Raw genomic sequence first — 16082 nt, 5'->3', positions numbered from 1 at the left:
TCTTTCCCGGACAGCCTGAACATGGTTTCGTCCTATATCATTTCATAAAATCATTGATTATCAGTTAATTAGATGCATAATGAACGTATCTTTAAAAACCAGATAATCATATGAAAACATTCAAATTAATTACTACGGTGTTCATAGCTGTATTCAGCAGTGGTATACTTTCCGCGCAAAATACTGAGAGTGAAATTCTAACCACTACTGAAATTACGGTCAAGCAAGGACATCATGCTCAGTTTATCGAAGGTGTAAAGAACTGGAAAGCCTGTTACCTCGAAAACAATGGAGAAAACGAATGGAATATGTGGCACAGACAACAGGGAGTGGGTAACCTTTACATTATGTCTGGCATGATGCCAAACTGGGCAGAAATGGACAAAGAGGACCAGGCTAGTAATGAGTGCTATGTAATACTGCTGAATCTCATCATGCCGCATATAGAAAAAGTGAATACAAGAATTGCGCGAACCATGCCTGATGTAAGCAGAAGCTTTCCTGAGGATGCAAAATACATTCGGGTAAACTATTACGAAGTGCATAAAGAATACGCATTCGAGCAGGTGATAACCGCAGTGAACGATGCTATTAGAAAGAAAGAAGGACAACCACGGGGATTATGGTATAATATCGAATATGGAGGTCCCGATACTCCAGATTTTATGATCGCTGAACCCTTTACAAAATATGCCGACATGGATATTAAACGGGATAGTCCCGCAAAGATCTATACAGACCTTGTGGGAGAAGAAAAGGCGGCCGAATTATGGGAAGTATGGTTTGACACCTTACAAAATAGCTGGTCCTACACATTCGAATTAAATACCGAAATGAGTAATTAGCCATTCTATATGGGTTGTCGCTAGTGGCAACCCTTTTTTAAAATTAATAATAACCATCTGAGTATGCATTACTAGTCATCACAAGAACTGCATACGGTCTCTTTTCATCTTTAAAGACCTATTAAAAAAAAGTAAAATTAATTGAGAGGGTCATTAAAACATCAATCAAAATTCTGAATAGTTATTAAAGCCAAAATGTATTTGAATTAACTCAAGGCAAAAAATCATCAGCTGTATAATTAAATCTACTAATCTTAAAATCTGAAATATGAGGGGGAAATTTAACAGACTAAAAAATAGATTAGACAGAAATTTATCTGATAATGCCGTTACGAGATATGTTACGTTTTCGGCACTTTATGCAGCGCAGGGAATTCCGGAAGGCATCACTTACTTCGCTTTACCTGCCTGGCTGGCTATGAATGGTAAATCACCCATGGAAATCGCGGCTTTGGTTAGCGTAATGCTTATTCCCTGGAGCTTTAAAATTTTAATAGCTCCGCTAATGGATCGCTTTACATTTTTATCGATGGGAAGAAAACGTCCCTGGGTGATCTTTGGTCAGATAGGTTTGATCCTTAGTTTTTTAAATCTCGGCCTGGTGCCAGATCCCATGAATAACCTGAATGGCTTAATGATCGCGGGGTTCCTGGTTAATTTCTTTGGTGCTTTCCAGGATGTGGCTACAGACGGAATGGCTGTGGAAGTAATACCTCGAAAAGAACAGGCCAGAGCTAATGGTCTCATGTGGGGTTCAAAAACTATAGGGCTATCCCTGTCTTTGATTATTGGAACCTGGCTCATTAATAATTTCGGTTTTTCCTTTGCTGTTTTCTCCCTTTCCTTGGCTGTCGCGGGTATTATGATCTTTCCGATAATTTTTAAAGAACGTGCAGGTGAAAAATTACTTCCGTGGACTCCCGGAAAAGCGTCTCTGGTTTCGAAAAAAACACAATTAAAAAGCTGGACACATATCTTTAAAAGTCTCTACAGAGTAGTGATACTAAAATCCAGTCTCATATTATGTATCGGGATTTTTATTCTGGGGATCATGTATGGTTTGGTTGATACCCTTCTGCCTATTTTCAGTATTCAGGAATTAGGCTGGACTAATTCATATTTTTCGAATATCCTTTCTACCACTAATGTAATTGGAGGGTTTCTGGGGATGTTTATCGGGGGTTACCTGGTAGATTATTTTGGTAAAATAAAGATGCTTACCATATATCTTATCCTTCTCACCATTCTAATAGGAGTATTCGCTTTTATAACGAACCTTTGGAGTAGCGCCATTATAATGATCGCTTTTATACTATGTTACTGTACCCTCTATACATTCTTATGTATAGCGGTTTTCGCCTCTGCGATGCATCTGTGCTGGAAGACTGTGGCGGCGACGCAGTTTACACTTTACATGGCCCTTTCTAATATGGGCCGTGCTGCCGGTGCCAGCCTGCTGGGCATCTTAAAGACCAGTTTCAATTGGGAAACTGTATTCTTAACTATTGCTGTGATTCCTTTTATCCTGATAATAATCATTCAATTCATAAATCTTAAAAGGCACAGGATCATAGTGAACAGTTTCGATGTTTTACCGGTTAAAGTATCTACTCCCCCCATAATAAAAAACAAGGAGTATTCGTAAGCTTGAGATTTTAAACGGAAACAAAGGTTTCCTTTAGATCGTGTTCGGTTGAATTAATGTTGATATGAGATTTAAAGAATTAGTGTTTATTATGGTAGTCATATTCCAATCGTCGGGATGTACTAATACCAGTACTAATTCAGAAATGATCGTCCCGAAAATTTCCGAAATAATCGAATTTGGAGAAAAGAAATATGTATACGATTTTACGCCCATCGCAGGATGTTATATTTCTAAGGAAGATACTACCGGCAAAAAAACCACGATTTCTATTAAAAAAAATCACGGCAATAATTTTCAATTAAAGCTTAGCTCTGGAAAACAACATACGAAACAGGCATTCACACTGGATATGAACCTGAAAAAGAAAAATGACAGCCTTTATACCAGTATGATAAAAGGTAAAAAGATATTGCTAAGCCTCGACGATAAAATGCTATCTATCAAACCTGAAAAACCCGAAGATATTGAAGTTCTTACCATCTGCTGGTCTTGGGGAACCAGCCTTGCCGGTGATTATGAAAAGATCGAGGGTTCTTTAGGTGGTAGATAACCGATAGTTTAGAAATTCAAATTAGGCAGGAAAAACTTCATCTAAAGATACCTGCTACCGTAGAAGCATATAAACTATTCTCTTTTATTTACTTTTTATCCCTTTCCAGATTTTCTTCCCAAGATTCACTATCAGCATAACTATAATTCCAACGATCAGACCCAAAAATAGTTCAACTATAATAGAAGGAATGCTCTCAAGAATACCATGAAGAAAATGTATGTTATGCGTAAATATCCCTCCGGAAACCAGTAATAAAGCTATGGTCCCTATGACTGAAAGACCTTTGATCACTTTAGGCAAAGCGTTTATCAGGAAATTGCCAATTTTATCTGATAAACTATTATCCCGCTCGTTCATATCTACCAGCCTTGCACCAAATTCATCCATACGAACGATCAAAGCAACGATTCCATAAACACCAACAGTGGCCACTAAGGCGATCAAAGTCACAACAGGGATCTGTATTTTCAGTGCCTGCTCACTTACAGTACCAAGAGCGATAATGATAATCTCTACAGAAAGTATAAAATCTGTGATAATTGCCGATTTGATCTTTTCCTTTTCACGGGCCAGTGCCTCCTCCTTGGTGATCTTTTCCAGCTTTGGTTTTTCCTTGGGGTGAGCATGTGGAAAGAAATATTCGTAGATCTTCTCGGCTCCTTCATAAGCCAGGTATAATCCACCCAGGATCAGAATGAATTTAATAACTACGGGGACAAATGCACTGAGCAAAAAGGCGACGGGTAAAATTATGATCTTATTCAGGAATGAGCCTTTAGTGATCGCCCACAAGACCGGTATTTCCCGGGAAGACATAAAACCCGAGGCCTTCTCAGCATTTACTGCCAGGTCATCCCCAAGTATTCCCGCTGTTTTTTTACCTGCAACCTTTCCCATAGTTGCAACATCGTCCATAAGTGCTGCGATATCGTCTAGAAGTGCAAAAAATCCTGATGCCATAATTTTATTTTTAAAGGGAGGTAAGTTCTGTCAATTTTACCAGAATTTGAAAAATAAATTCAGATATCCCAAAATAATACTGATTCCCAAATATTTATATTAAACATGAAAAATTTCAATTTTTCATGTTTTTTCAAAACCTACTGTAAATCTCTTTTTTGTAGATAAACATTAGATTTATACTCTTCGTCTAGAAAAGGAAATACATACTGAAAATATCTTCTTACACACCACCTATTTAACTGAATATTAACTATTTACATAAAACCAAAGACTACTTCTATCCCGTAGGTATCTATATAAAACTAAAATTTTTAATTATGAGAACTTTTAAATTATGTTACCTGGGAATGCTTTCAATGATCATGTTTTTTATGGTTGGATGTTCCAAAGAAGAAACCGGAATGGAAGAATTAAACACTGTAGATGCGCATTATGATCCACAGGACATTCCGAACAACGGTGCAAAGGCAAAAATGTATACAGTTGATTTCGGAGAATTAAACAACTCCGGAGTATCCGGTTCTGCCGACCTGATTCTAGACGGTGTGAACTTAACTGTAAAGATTTCCGCCTCCGGATTTCAGCCGGGAACCCATGCGCAACATATTCACGGATTTCTTGAAAATAACAGGAATTCAGAATGCCCGCCAGCTTCTGCCGATACCGATGGTGACGGACTTATTTCAGTTGGTGAAGGCGTACCTTTCTATGGGGGAATCCGTTTAGCACTGGAACCGTTTCCAACTGCCGACGATGATGGAAATATAGATTTTGAAATGACCTTTTATAATGTAACCAAGGAAATCACCCCGCTTCAGAACAAAACCATTGTATTGCATGGATTGGATGGTATACCATCATTGCCTGTGGCTTGTGGACAGGTAAAATCTGCCCAGGGTTCTAAATAATCTAATGAACCACCTATTTTTAAAAGCACCTCAACCAGGTGCTTTTTTTATGCCTGGAACTTAGACCGAAACCTATTCTTTAACCCAGCTGCAGAAAAAGTCTTACCTTTTATGAATGTAGAATTCAACAGAATTTAAATAATAAAGAAAATATGACCACTATAGATAAAACAAAACCGGTGCTGGTGACCGGAGCAACCGGTTACGTTGCCGGCTGGCTGGTAAAAAGACTACTCGAAGATGGATTAACGGTACATGCCGCCGTTCGTGATCCCGAAAAAGAGCATAAGGTGCATCACCTTAATGGGATTGCTGAAAATTCTCCCGGAACCATCAAATATTTCAAATCTGATCTTCTGGACGTAGGCTCTTATGCAGAAGCTATGCAAGGCTGTGAATTGGTATTTCATACTGCCTCTCCTTTTACTTCAGATTTCGATGATGCCCAGAAAGAACTGATAGAACCCGCGGTAAAGGGAACAGATAATGTTTTGAGCCAGGCGAATAAAACTCCTGGTGTTAAAAGAGTTGTTCTAACCAGTAGCTGTGCTGCGATCTATACCGATGCGAAAGACGTTAAGGATGCTCCTAATAATGTGCTAACAGAAGATATCTGGAATACCACGGCTTCCCTGGATTATCAGCCCTACTCCTATTCCAAAACCCTGGCAGAAAAAAAGGCCTGGGAGATCAATAAAGATCAGGATGAGTGGGACCTGGTGACCATTAATCCATCTTTGGTCATGGGACCTCCCCTGAATCCTAAGTCCACAACTTCTGAAAGTTTCAGTTTACTCAAGCAACTTGGAGACGGAACTTTTAAAATGGGAGCACCAAAAATAGGAATAGGACTGGTTGACGTTCGCGATGTCGCCGAAGCACATTTTAAAGCCGGGTTAACACCTTCAGCAAAAGGCAGATATATTACCTCAGCGCACAACACCAATTTTGTTGAACTAGGGGAAGCTCTTGAACCTAAATATGGGGAAGCTTACCCGGTACCAACCAAGGCCTTACCAAAATGGTTATTGCTTATAATTGGGCCCTACGTGAATAAAAGTCTTTCCAGGAAATTTATTCGGAATAATGTAGATATCGAATGGAAAGCCGATAATTCCAAGATCAAAAAGGATCTGGGTATTCAATTCAAACCCATGCGAAAAACAATGGAAGATTCTTTCCAGGTACTTATAGATAATGATATCATTTAGGCCCGCATGAACCTAAGATAAAATAGAAAATCCCGCCAATTTCAGTTGAGCGGGATTTTTTTAATTCTGCTTTTTCTTACTCTAAGATGCGAGTTGGACTTCTCCAGCCGATCGTATCTTTTTGATCTTGAAGTGAAGAATAATGCTCATGGCCATAAAACTTACTGCAATAATGATCGATAAAAATCCTAGTTCATGACTTATGGAAGAAAGGTCTCCGCCATAAAAAGCGATCTTTCTGAATCCATTCAGAAAATGCGTGAGCGGTATTATCTGCGCGAAATTCTGAATAGCCACCGGGATCGCCAGCGAAGGCCAGGTAAAACCACTCAGTACAAAGGCCGGGGTAGAGATCACCATCAATAATTCGGTTGCCTTTAGCTGGCTTGGAAAAATGATTGAGAATAACATCCCTATTCCCATCGAAGCCAGGCTCAGCAAAATCGTAAGCAGTAACATGGGCAGGTTGAAAATATCTGCATCTATCCTGAAGTAAGGAATGAAACCACTTACCAGAAACCACATTACCGGGATCAGAATAAAGAAAGGAACCGCTTTTAACCCAATATGATAAACAGACCACTTATTGGTATTGGCCAGCGTTCGAAAATAATTATCTTCAAAATCCCTTGCAAAAACCAATGCCAGGGCCAGGAAGATCACCTGTTGCATGATCGCTGCCAGCAATCCGGGAAGCATGAAAGTTAAATAGTTCCCTGTGGAATTATACAGTTTATTGAAATTGATCTTGAAGCTTTCATATGAGTCTTTGGCCTGTTCCGGGGAAAAACCCTGCTTCTTCAGGCCTTCAATTTCGATTCCTGCATTCATGGTCAATAGAACCGATTGTATGTTCTTACTGGCAATATTCGCGTTCAGAATATTCGCCATGTTCAGGTCTACCCTTACCTCCGGATGTCTTTTCTGAAGAATTTCAGCTTCAAAGTCCTGCGGGATAGTCACCACCGCGGCATATTCCCTATAAGGCATTTCAGCAGCTATATCTCCCGAAGTATATCTCACCTCACTAACCTCAAGACCTTCATTATCCTGAAAGGCATCTATAAGTTTATCTGAAAGCGGACTATGATCTTCATCTACGATAAGCATTGGAAGGTCCACCACCTTAGCCTGCTGATATACATAGCCGAAAAGGAAACCATAAAGTAAGGGAGCTCCAAAGAAGATCGCCAACAGCACCTTATTCGAAAAGATTCTCTGAAATTCTATTTTTAATAAGCTCTTGAAATCCTTCATTTTATTGTTTTATAAGAATGCTGCTATTCATAAAAAATTTATCTGCTGAAGTTTTTGCTTTAGGCACCACTTTTAATTCATAAATAGCTTCGGAAAGGTCATATAATGGTGCTGTACTGGTAATATCTCCATACTGCGCCAGCTGCTTAATAGCTACAATTTCTCCCGAAGTTTCTTCTTCGGTATAAGGATTTTTAAGCTTGAGTGAATTACCAACCTTAAAATCGTAGATCTCAGATTCCGGAATAGTGAACCTGAAATAAACACTGTCTTTTTCATAACCATTAATGAGTACATAACCCGGGGTAAGTAATTCGCCTTCGCTCAAACTTATGGTCTCAATAGACATATTCGCCGGGGCGATAAGGTATTGCTCGTTAGAGGCACTTTGAACTTCTTCTTTAGAACCTAAAGCACGGTTTAATTGTCCCCTGGCCTGGTCTATCTGTTCTCTTCTGGCTCCCATTTTCACCTCATCACGTTTAGCTTCCAGCGCTGCAACCTGGGACCTCGCCATTTCCAACTTCATCTTTACCTCATCGTATTGCTGCCTGCTCACCAAGGAATCCTTATACATATTGCTGATCCTTTTGAAAGACTCTTCTGCAAAATTCAGCTGAGCTTTCCCCGCATTTAGCTTTCCTGCGATCTGGTTTAACTGTTCTGTAGTAGCACCATTATAGGCCATATCCAGCTGACCTTTAGCCGCCGCTACCGCTCCTTCTGCCTGCATCATCTTGGCATTGACCTCTGGAATATCTAGCTTCGCCAGGGTATCTCCTTTATTCACTTCCTGCCCTTCTTCTACATATATCTTACTGATCCTTCCCGGCACCTTACCGCTTACCGAAACAGTTTCAAATTTGACTTTTCCCCTTTGAGAGGTGATCTTTTCGTCGTCGCTGCAGGAAGTCATCGCTAAAACTGCCAATCCACCCCACATTATATTTTTAATCATTTTCATTTTTCTAAATTTTCTGTTAGTATTTTAATTGTCCCTGAGCGTGTAATAGATCTACGGTTGCTCGTCGTTGCTGGTAATATGATTCCTGAAGTTTGAATCCGGCCTGTTCAAGATCCCTTAAGGCATCCAATACATCGGTTATTGAAGCCAGATCGTTCCTGTATTGCTTATCCACCATTTCATAAGTTTCATCGGCCAGTTCGATCTCTTTTTGCACAATCAGGATATTCTGCTTTGCAGAAGCCAGGCTTTGTTCAGCCTTGGTAATACTCAGGTTAATCATCTCTTCAGCTTCTTCGCGCTGTTCCCGGTATTTTTCGGCTTCATATTTAGTTTTCTGACTCTCGAGTCTGGATTTATTCCCGTCAAAAAGATTCCACTTTACACCCACACCTACATACCATCTTGGATCGAGCAGAGAAAGATCGTCTTCAAGCAATTCATAATGTCCTTTTAAAGCTACCTTCGGAATAAAATTATTCCTCTCCATTTTAGCTTTGTAAAGACTTGCCTCTTCGGCCTCTTCCAGAGCTTTGATCTCGTCACGTTTTTCTATACTTCCAAATCCTGTTGAAGCAAAAGGATCTAATTGTGGCATCATTAATTCTAAGGTTTCCTTGGATTCACCGGTGAGCTTATGCAGCATTTCAATAAGAATAGCCTTATTATGATCGAATTCTAGCTGGCGCGCTATAAGTTGCTGCCTCGCTAATTCGATCTTCTTTCGTTCTATTGGAGTGGCCAATCCATTTTCTATGGCCTTTTTGACATAGAATTCCTGCTGATCAAGAAATTCTTCGGTACTCTCCAAAACCTTCTTTGAAGCATTGACAAGAGCTAACCTGTCGTAATTTTCGATGATCTCTAAGGCGACTTTATCCTGTAGCGCTGAAGCCGCATAATTAATTGAAGCTTCTTTATGTTTACTGGCCTTGAGTGCATTGCTGGCTTCAAAGCCACTAAATAAAACCCAATCGAGATCTACAGATGATTTTAGAATATTCTTCTCCTGGATCGCCGGGATGGGTTGTACGGGAACTCCTTCCGGAAAACCTGCGTTGAAAGGCACTCCTGCGGCTTCCTTTATTAATAATTTCTGAGTCCCTAGTAAAAGATTCTGGGTATCATCATCAAAGCTGATATCATCATTTAACCTGGTATAATTTCCGTTTACGGTGATCTTTGGAAGAAAGACCGATTTGGCAAGTTTTTGATCCAGAATTGCCTGCTGTGCTTCGAATTCCTTTTCATTCAGTTTATGACTCTTTTCTATGCCCTTCCCTATGAGTTCCTGAAGCCTGGGATCAAGATCCTGGGCATTCGAAACAGAAGGAATCAAACCTAGAAAGATCAAAAGAACTGTACTAACACCTATCCTTTTTATATGCATTTCCACTGTTTTTAATTTTACAGTGCAAAGGTCTGGTTGAAAAGAGAGGATTCTTTTGACCTATATCAAAAAACGATCTGTGGTGCTAATCTCTTATTTTCTTTTTCCTGATGCGGCTAAGGGTTTCCTGAGACATTCCAAGGTAAGAAGCGATCATTCCCAGCGGAACCCGGTAAATGATATCAGGATATTCAGTAAGCATATATTCATAGCGTTCCTTTGCGGTCTGGAACTGGATCGCATTTAGTTTATGCACAACTTTCGTAAGCATTTCAGTAGAAAGGAGCCTGCCCAGCCTTTCCATTTTGTGGTACCTGTCGAAAAGCAGTTCCAGTTCATTCTTGGAAATTGAATGTATCTCTGCATCTTCAAGCATTTCTACGTTGTAAAGGCTGGGACTTTCCTCGAAAAAACTTTCCAGGCTGGTCATGAACCTGCCTTCTCCAAAGAACAATTGCGTGATCTCCTTGCCATCACTATTGAGATAATAATTGCGGCCAATGCCTTTTTCGACATAGTAAAGTTTACGACATACCTGCCCCTGCTCCACCAGCGGCTGACTTTTTGAGACTATTTCCTTCTGAAAATGAGACAGGATATCGTCCAGTTCTGCTTCAGAAAAATCTACTAAATCCTTTAAAAAATCAGTAATCGTCATAGCCCATTTAATCTATTGATGCATTGGAATTTTGATACTTTCAGCTTCTGCAACAAAGCTAAAAAGAAGAGTAAACAAAAATACTATTTCAAATTGAAGTAATTCTCAATTGGCAGGAACTCTATAATAGTATTTTAGAAATTTTTTCCTGCGGGTTCCAGGCATCAGTCCAGGCAGAACTGAATAAAACTCCTGAAGTCAAGTTCTAAATTTTTAAAATTTTGGAAAGAAACGGCCGGTTCGTTTCTTATACGTCTCATATTCCTTATAACGCTGCATTAGCAGCTTCTCCTCATATTCAGACTTCGCGATAAAAAGTATATAAAGCAAAATTGAGATCAGTATCCTGAAACCAGATGCTGTGGCCAGGGCAAAACTAAAAGAACTAATCAGTATCCCAGTGTAAATAGGATGCCTTACATATTTATACAGGCCCGATTGTACTAATTCTGAATTAGTTTTAGGTGAAGGAAAAGGAGACAGGTTCTTACTTAATTGCAGCATCGCTAGAATTAAAACGACAACTCCCAAAATTGCTACAATAAAGGCCACCGTTTTAATGAAAGATGGAAACGCAAGTGAAAGAATTTTTAGATCAAAAACATAAAGAATGAACAACAGCATCTGTAGGCCAACTAGTTTATAATCTTTTGATCTTAGATCCATTAGTTTCCAAGTTTCTGTGGGAGAAATTTATTCACATATGAATTTACATTATTTAATTATGTCTATAATAATTTGGAAGCTACCTATTTCTGAAATCCGTTCAATAGAGCTTTTCGAATTCCTTCCAGATTATCTGAAAATTGCATCATTTGAGATAAAACCTGGGCCATTTCATTTTTATCGCCAAAACCTTTAAGTTTATTATTCTTCTGGAAAGTTTCACGAATATTTTGCCAGCGCTCTTTTTCTTCATCAGTCAATTGGTTTACAAGCTCCTTATACTTCAATAAATTCGCTTCTGCCGAAGAAGTCAAAGTCTGAGATTCGCTTTCATAATGAGAAAGTACAAGCGTTCTCAATTCCTTATCGTTCATCACCGGCACCACTTTCGCTACCAGTTTATTCATATCCCTGTACGATCCCTGCAGCTTAAATGACGGCTCTGTTCTGTACTCATCTTCCATCGCAGCACTCTTAATATAGGCCGCGTTCACCTTCAGGACAGTATCCCTTATCTTAATGATCTTTTCCAGCACCGATATATATTCCTGAATTTCCTGATTTGTATAATTCCCGGTAAGCTGAACCTCCTGATTCTCATTTTCAATACGATCCAGTAGCCTGTATACATCATCGAAATTCTTACTGCTTAACTGGTGCATTACCGGGTTAGAGGTAAGCGAGTTTTCAATAAGACTTAACCTGAACAAATGCGCGGTATCCCCAATGATATCTCCCAGATTATAAATATCTGCCCGGTTGGCAAGCATATCTGGAATCCTGAATTTTTCCCCACTTTCTGTATATGGATTTCCAGCCATGATCACACAGAATTTCTTTCCGCGCATATCATAGGTCCTGGATTTACCATTATAGATTCCTTCAATTTTTCTAGTTCCATCGGAAAGTGAAATGAACTTTTGTAAAAACTCAGGGTTGCAATGCTGAATATCGTCAAGATATAACATGACGTTATTTCCCATTTCAAAGGCAAGATTCAGCTTTTTCAACTCTTCTCTGGCTGCCGAATTTTTTGCAGAAGAAGGATCTACTGATGTAACATCATGGCCAATCGCGGGTCCGTTTATTTTCATAAAGACAAGACCAAGTCGGTTGGCGATATATTCCATAAGCGTGGTCTTCCCGTAACCCGGTGGAGAAATCAGCAATAAAAGTCCCATCCTGTCGGTTCTTTTTTGATCACCCACCGTTCCTAGTTGTTTGGCCAGGTTATCTCCAAATAATGGAAAGTACACCTGATCTATCAGCTTATTTCTAACGAAAGAACTTAGAATACCTGGCTTGAACTCCTCCAGTTTCAAATCCTCCTTCAGTTCTACTGTAACCTGATGTTTTGCTTTTCTGAATTCCTGAAAAGCGGAAACTTTTATTTTAAAATATCCTTCATGGATCGCTACAAAATCATGGTAATTGAATTCGTAAACACCATTTTGTATCAAATGATGTTCACCTTTTAAACCGCTTATCTTTTCTGAAGGAGATGTGAATTTTGTATTCAGCACCGCTTCGTCTTCAAACATAATAAGACATACAACTTCGTTGACGTATTTTAAATTCAGGTTTAGATCTTCACCGGCCTGAGTATTCAAAAATGCCTTCACCCATTGGCGAATCAAGGAAACCTGTGCTTCTTTCGATTCCAGGTTATCCAGAGTTTTACGGAATTTAAGATCGGCCTTCTGTTCTTTCAGTTTGCTTAAAAATTCTTCTTTGATCTGAATCGCAATTCCGCTTTTCTGAAAATCGTTATCATTCTGAAGTTCTTCAAAAATATATTTTGCTGCCTCTTCCGCAAATGCAGCTTCGTAAATTCCAGATTGCTCCCCAAAATCAAATATCGCCGTACCCAGTTTTTTCAGGAGAAATTCATACTCCCGGGAATCTGGGAAATATTGCAATACATCTCCCGATGCTTTTATGGTTTCATTCAGATATTTCTGATCTTTCGCATCGATGAAATTCCAGAAAAACTGGGCACAAGCTCTAATTTCGGGATGAAATCGCAGAAGATCCAGCGCCTTGTATTTTTGAATGAAAACAGAAAGTATATTCGCAGCATCCAGGTCATGAACTCCCTTTACATAACCTTCAGAATAATCCTTGCTGCTTTCCTCCTGCACTAACTTTAGCAGCTCCTCCTCCGTTTTACCGGTTATTGTATCCTGATATTTCTGAAAAATCTTATAGGCCAGGTAAGCTCCCCTGTAGATATATTTATTTTCAGAAATATAATCCTGATCCCAGAATTCCTCAGATTCCAGCAAAATCTCATTTTCTATTTTCTGATAGAAATCTGTTCCGGTAAGATGATATTTTAGACCGCCATCAGCATAAACAATGGTAAGATCCAGCTCCTGGTTGTTTACCCCGAACTTGTGCTTTCCAAGTTTAATGATATTCTCACCATCTTCATAAAGCTCCTTTTTATCCTTCAGCTTTCTCAAAGAATCCTCCCGCGCAGATTTCAGTAAAGACTGAATTTCCTCAGCTTTCCCGCTATCATCCATTTCCTGAAGTTGTTTGGCGATATTACGGGCCTTATTCACTAATATATCTGAAGCGAAATAGGCGTTGATATCTGAAATTTCAGAAAATGATTCCGCTTTTTTCCGAACTCCTTTTAAGATCCTTTCCGCAGAATTCTGTAAAGCGATCGCCTTTTTGTTTCGTTTTTCAACCAGGCTGTTTTTACGGGCTTCAAAGGCATTGTAAACCTCTTCCCTTTTTTCAATAATCAGGCTGATGAATTCCTCAAAATCGGCAAATTTACCTTCCAGTTCTTCCAGTTGAATGGAAATCCTGGTTTGGAAATCATCACATTTTTCCGGAGTATCTGCGATATCCAGGTAATTGATAATGCTCTGGTCTATCAATTTTAACTGCGCGGCAAAATCGGCCTGCGCCTCTTCACTACCCAGAGATTTTCTTTTCTTCCGGATCTCTGCCTTTAACTGATTGATCGTCGCAAAGATCAGGGAGATATTATTAATAATGCTGGTGGAATGAGAGGTATCCTCGATTTCAAGATTTGATACGATCTCGATTAAAAGTTCCAGATCCTGAGAAATTTTATTAACCTCTTCTTCCAGTTTTCGCGCATCGATTACTTTCTTGATCTTCCCTAATTCCTTCTCTTTTTCTGCAACTGCCGCTTCATAAGGTTTTAAAGCTTTATCATCAAGGAGAAAAGTGACACAACGCTCAGAAATTTTTGCGGTTTGTTCTGAAATTTGCTCTTCAAGACTATCAATATATTTCTCATCTACATACCGAATATCTTTCAGGCTTATCGCTTCTCCACGCAAGGAACGTAACTGAGTTAGCGCATTAACAAAGTCATTGATACTTCTAAAACCAGTGCTTTTAATTTTACTGAAAAGCTGATCTGCTTTTTTCGCGATCTCATCGGTTTTCTGGCGAGCATTCTTTTTTAATTGCAGCACCTTTTGAAATTCATCCATCGCCGCGTTGGCCGCCTGGTTGATCTCTTTCAAAGGTTCATTTAATTGCTGCGTTTCAGCTTCTTTTATCCAGTAGTATGCATCCAGAATATCCTTAGACTGCTTGGCAAGATCTGCATACAAGCCGTCATAATTATCTTCCTTATGAAGGAGGTTTATAAGGCCATTAACCTCCGCCATCGCCTTTACGATATCCTTATTCCCGATTTTATAAAGCAGACTTTCCTCATGTTTGGAAGGCATAAAGTCACCTTTTAAATACGGCGTTTGCCATATCTGGATCACGTGATGGCGAGTTTGTTCATTTTCATTTCTGAAATAACATAATTCCCCATTTTCAAGAATGGTAAAGCCATTACAAATTATGGGAGTTTGAATTTCCTGGGAGATCACATTGTAACTCATCAGGTTGTATAGTCCGGTATTTGGCGAGTAAAAAACATACAGATAATCCTCACCGTTTGGAGAACTTACCTTTTCCTGAAATTTTACATTAGTGATGCTATTTTCAAAAATGTGGTATTCTCCAGTCTGCAAATAATATCCGGAAGGGAAAATAACTCCGTGATCATCGGGCAACAGGACACAGGAATCCTTTATGCTTTCGATCTTCTGAACTTCTTTCAGCTTATGATTGTACACAAAATATCTTGGTTCTTCCTGAAAGGGTTTAACTTCTAAAATGATTAGGTTACCAAGGTTGGCAAATCTATACTGACCATCATCCAGGGTTTGATCGCGATGTTCAACCTCTTCAGAATAGATTCCCTTTCCATCATCAGTATTATCTTCAACCTTTATGGTTAGATCACCTCCAATGGTTTCTACAAAAACACGATCCAGAATAGAAACATGCGCATGAACCCCCTGGCGATGCATATCGCGGGAAACTTCCTGCCAATTAAATTCATGTTGTTTTGGAAGTTTATATTCGTGATCGCTCCGATTATCTATGTATTGAAGTGCACCGTCTTTAATAAGCCATTTAAAAGTCTTAATATCGGTTACACTTTCACTTAGCTGAAAAACCATGTACACGTAATTCCCAATCACGGCAAATTTGGAAAAGATGGTGTTTCTGTAATATTTATAAAGATTCTTAAAATCTGCTTCAAAAACCTCATCTTTCAGTAGATCGGCTGAAATAGCTTCAAAACTATTATCTCTGAACTCATATACACTCATCACATCGCTAAGCGTAATTTCAGTTCTTAATCCAAAATGTACATTATAACCAAAAAGACAGGTATTTCCCAGAGATACAATATCCCTGGCTATACAGTTATTTTCAGTATTAATGCGATCATTGGCGATGAGTTTAGTTTCCAGTGACCCAAAGACTTCCTTTCGGCTTTCATTTAATTTCTTTAGGCGTTGCTGAAGTTCTGTCTTTTGTTTCTGAAGCCGGTTCTGGATGACCTCATAAGTACCAACATCCAGTTTTTGCGCATTATCTTCCTTTATAGGTTCCTTTGCCATTATCTCCTATCCTGATTTTTTAGATTAATTTGATGAAAAAGTGATTGATGAAGCTTAA

At 39.1% G+C, this 16082-nt stretch carries 12 protein-coding genes; 5 read left to right on the top strand and 7 right to left on the bottom strand.

Annotated features, from left to right (window positions below; translation table 11 throughout):
• Nucleotides 1–110 precede the first annotated feature (110 nt).
• The 3 genes from C8P64_RS12780 to C8P64_RS12770 all read left to right on the top strand — a co-directional run bounded on the left by C8P64_RS12780 (nucleotide 111) and on the right by C8P64_RS12770 (nucleotide 3043).
• Entirely contained in the window at nucleotides 111–845 is a 735-nt protein-coding gene (locus C8P64_RS12780) for a hypothetical protein (RefSeq protein ID WP_108172474.1), read from the top strand.
• Nucleotides 846–1113: 268 nt separating this feature from the next.
• A complete protein-coding gene (locus C8P64_RS12775) occupies nucleotides 1114–2490 on the top strand; it encodes an MFS transporter (protein ID WP_108172473.1) in 1377 nt (458 codons plus the stop codon).
• 64 nt (nucleotides 2491–2554) lie between these two features.
• Nucleotides 2555–3043 carry a hypothetical protein gene (locus C8P64_RS12770; protein WP_108172472.1) on the top strand — a complete coding sequence of 163 codons (489 nt, stop codon included), beginning with the start codon at nucleotides 2555–2557 and terminating at the stop codon, nucleotides 3041–3043.
• Between the two features lie 84 nt (nucleotides 3044–3127).
• On the opposite strand, the gene C8P64_RS12765 is transcribed toward C8P64_RS12770, so the two are convergent.
• Nucleotides 3128–4006, bottom strand: a complete 879-nt coding sequence (locus C8P64_RS12765; protein WP_108172471.1) for a DUF808 domain-containing protein — start codon at nucleotides 4004–4006, stop codon at nucleotides 3128–3130.
• A 320-nt stretch (nucleotides 4007–4326) separates the two neighbouring features.
• On the opposite strand from C8P64_RS12765, the gene C8P64_RS12760 reads away from it, so the two are divergent.
• Nucleotides 4327–4917, top strand: a complete 591-nt coding sequence (locus tag C8P64_RS12760) for an EF-hand domain-containing protein (RefSeq protein WP_108172470.1) — start codon at nucleotides 4327–4329, stop codon at nucleotides 4915–4917.
• 152 nt (nucleotides 4918–5069) lie between these two features.
• Nucleotides 5070–6128, top strand: a complete 1059-nt coding sequence (locus tag C8P64_RS12755; RefSeq protein ID WP_108172469.1) for an NAD-dependent epimerase/dehydratase family protein — start codon at nucleotides 5070–5072, stop codon at nucleotides 6126–6128.
• 81 nt (nucleotides 6129–6209) lie between these two features.
• Here C8P64_RS12755 and C8P64_RS12750 read toward each other — a convergent pair whose 3' ends face one another.
• The 6 genes from C8P64_RS12750 to C8P64_RS12725 all read right to left on the bottom strand — a co-directional run bounded on the left by C8P64_RS12750 (nucleotide 6210) and on the right by C8P64_RS12725 (nucleotide 16024).
• Nucleotides 6210–7385 (bottom strand): ABC transporter permease, encoded by a 1176-nt coding sequence (locus tag C8P64_RS12750; RefSeq protein WP_108172468.1) that lies wholly within the window; start codon nucleotides 7383–7385, stop codon nucleotides 6210–6212.
• A gap of 1 nt (nucleotide 7386) precedes the next feature.
• On the bottom strand, nucleotides 7387–8349 hold the full coding sequence (locus C8P64_RS12745; RefSeq protein ID WP_108172467.1) for an HlyD family secretion protein: 963 nt from the start codon (nucleotides 8347–8349) through the stop codon (nucleotides 7387–7389).
• Nucleotides 8350–8365: 16 nt separating this feature from the next.
• Nucleotides 8366–9739: a TolC family protein gene (locus C8P64_RS12740; RefSeq protein ID WP_108172466.1), complete on the bottom strand. Its 1374-nt coding sequence runs from the start codon at nucleotides 9737–9739 to the stop codon at nucleotides 8366–8368.
• Between the two features lie 85 nt (nucleotides 9740–9824).
• Nucleotides 9825–10397, bottom strand: a complete 573-nt coding sequence (locus C8P64_RS12735) for a Crp/Fnr family transcriptional regulator (RefSeq protein WP_108172465.1) — start codon at nucleotides 10395–10397, stop codon at nucleotides 9825–9827.
• Between the two features lie 213 nt (nucleotides 10398–10610).
• On the bottom strand, nucleotides 10611–11063 hold the full coding sequence (locus C8P64_RS12730) for a methyltransferase family protein (protein WP_108172464.1): 453 nt from the start codon (nucleotides 11061–11063) through the stop codon (nucleotides 10611–10613).
• Nucleotides 11064–11146: 83 nt separating this feature from the next.
• On the bottom strand, nucleotides 11147–16024 hold the full coding sequence (locus C8P64_RS12725; RefSeq protein ID WP_108172463.1) for a DNA repair ATPase: 4878 nt from the start codon (nucleotides 16022–16024) through the stop codon (nucleotides 11147–11149).
• Nucleotides 16025–16082 lie beyond the last annotated feature (58 nt).

Source organism: Christiangramia gaetbulicola (assembly GCF_003054225.1).
GTDB classification, from domain to species: domain Bacteria; phylum Bacteroidota; class Bacteroidia; order Flavobacteriales; family Flavobacteriaceae; genus Christiangramia; species Christiangramia gaetbulicola.
Note: the sequence above shows the minus strand (reverse complement) of the source record. Positions and strands in the feature narration are given on the sequence as shown.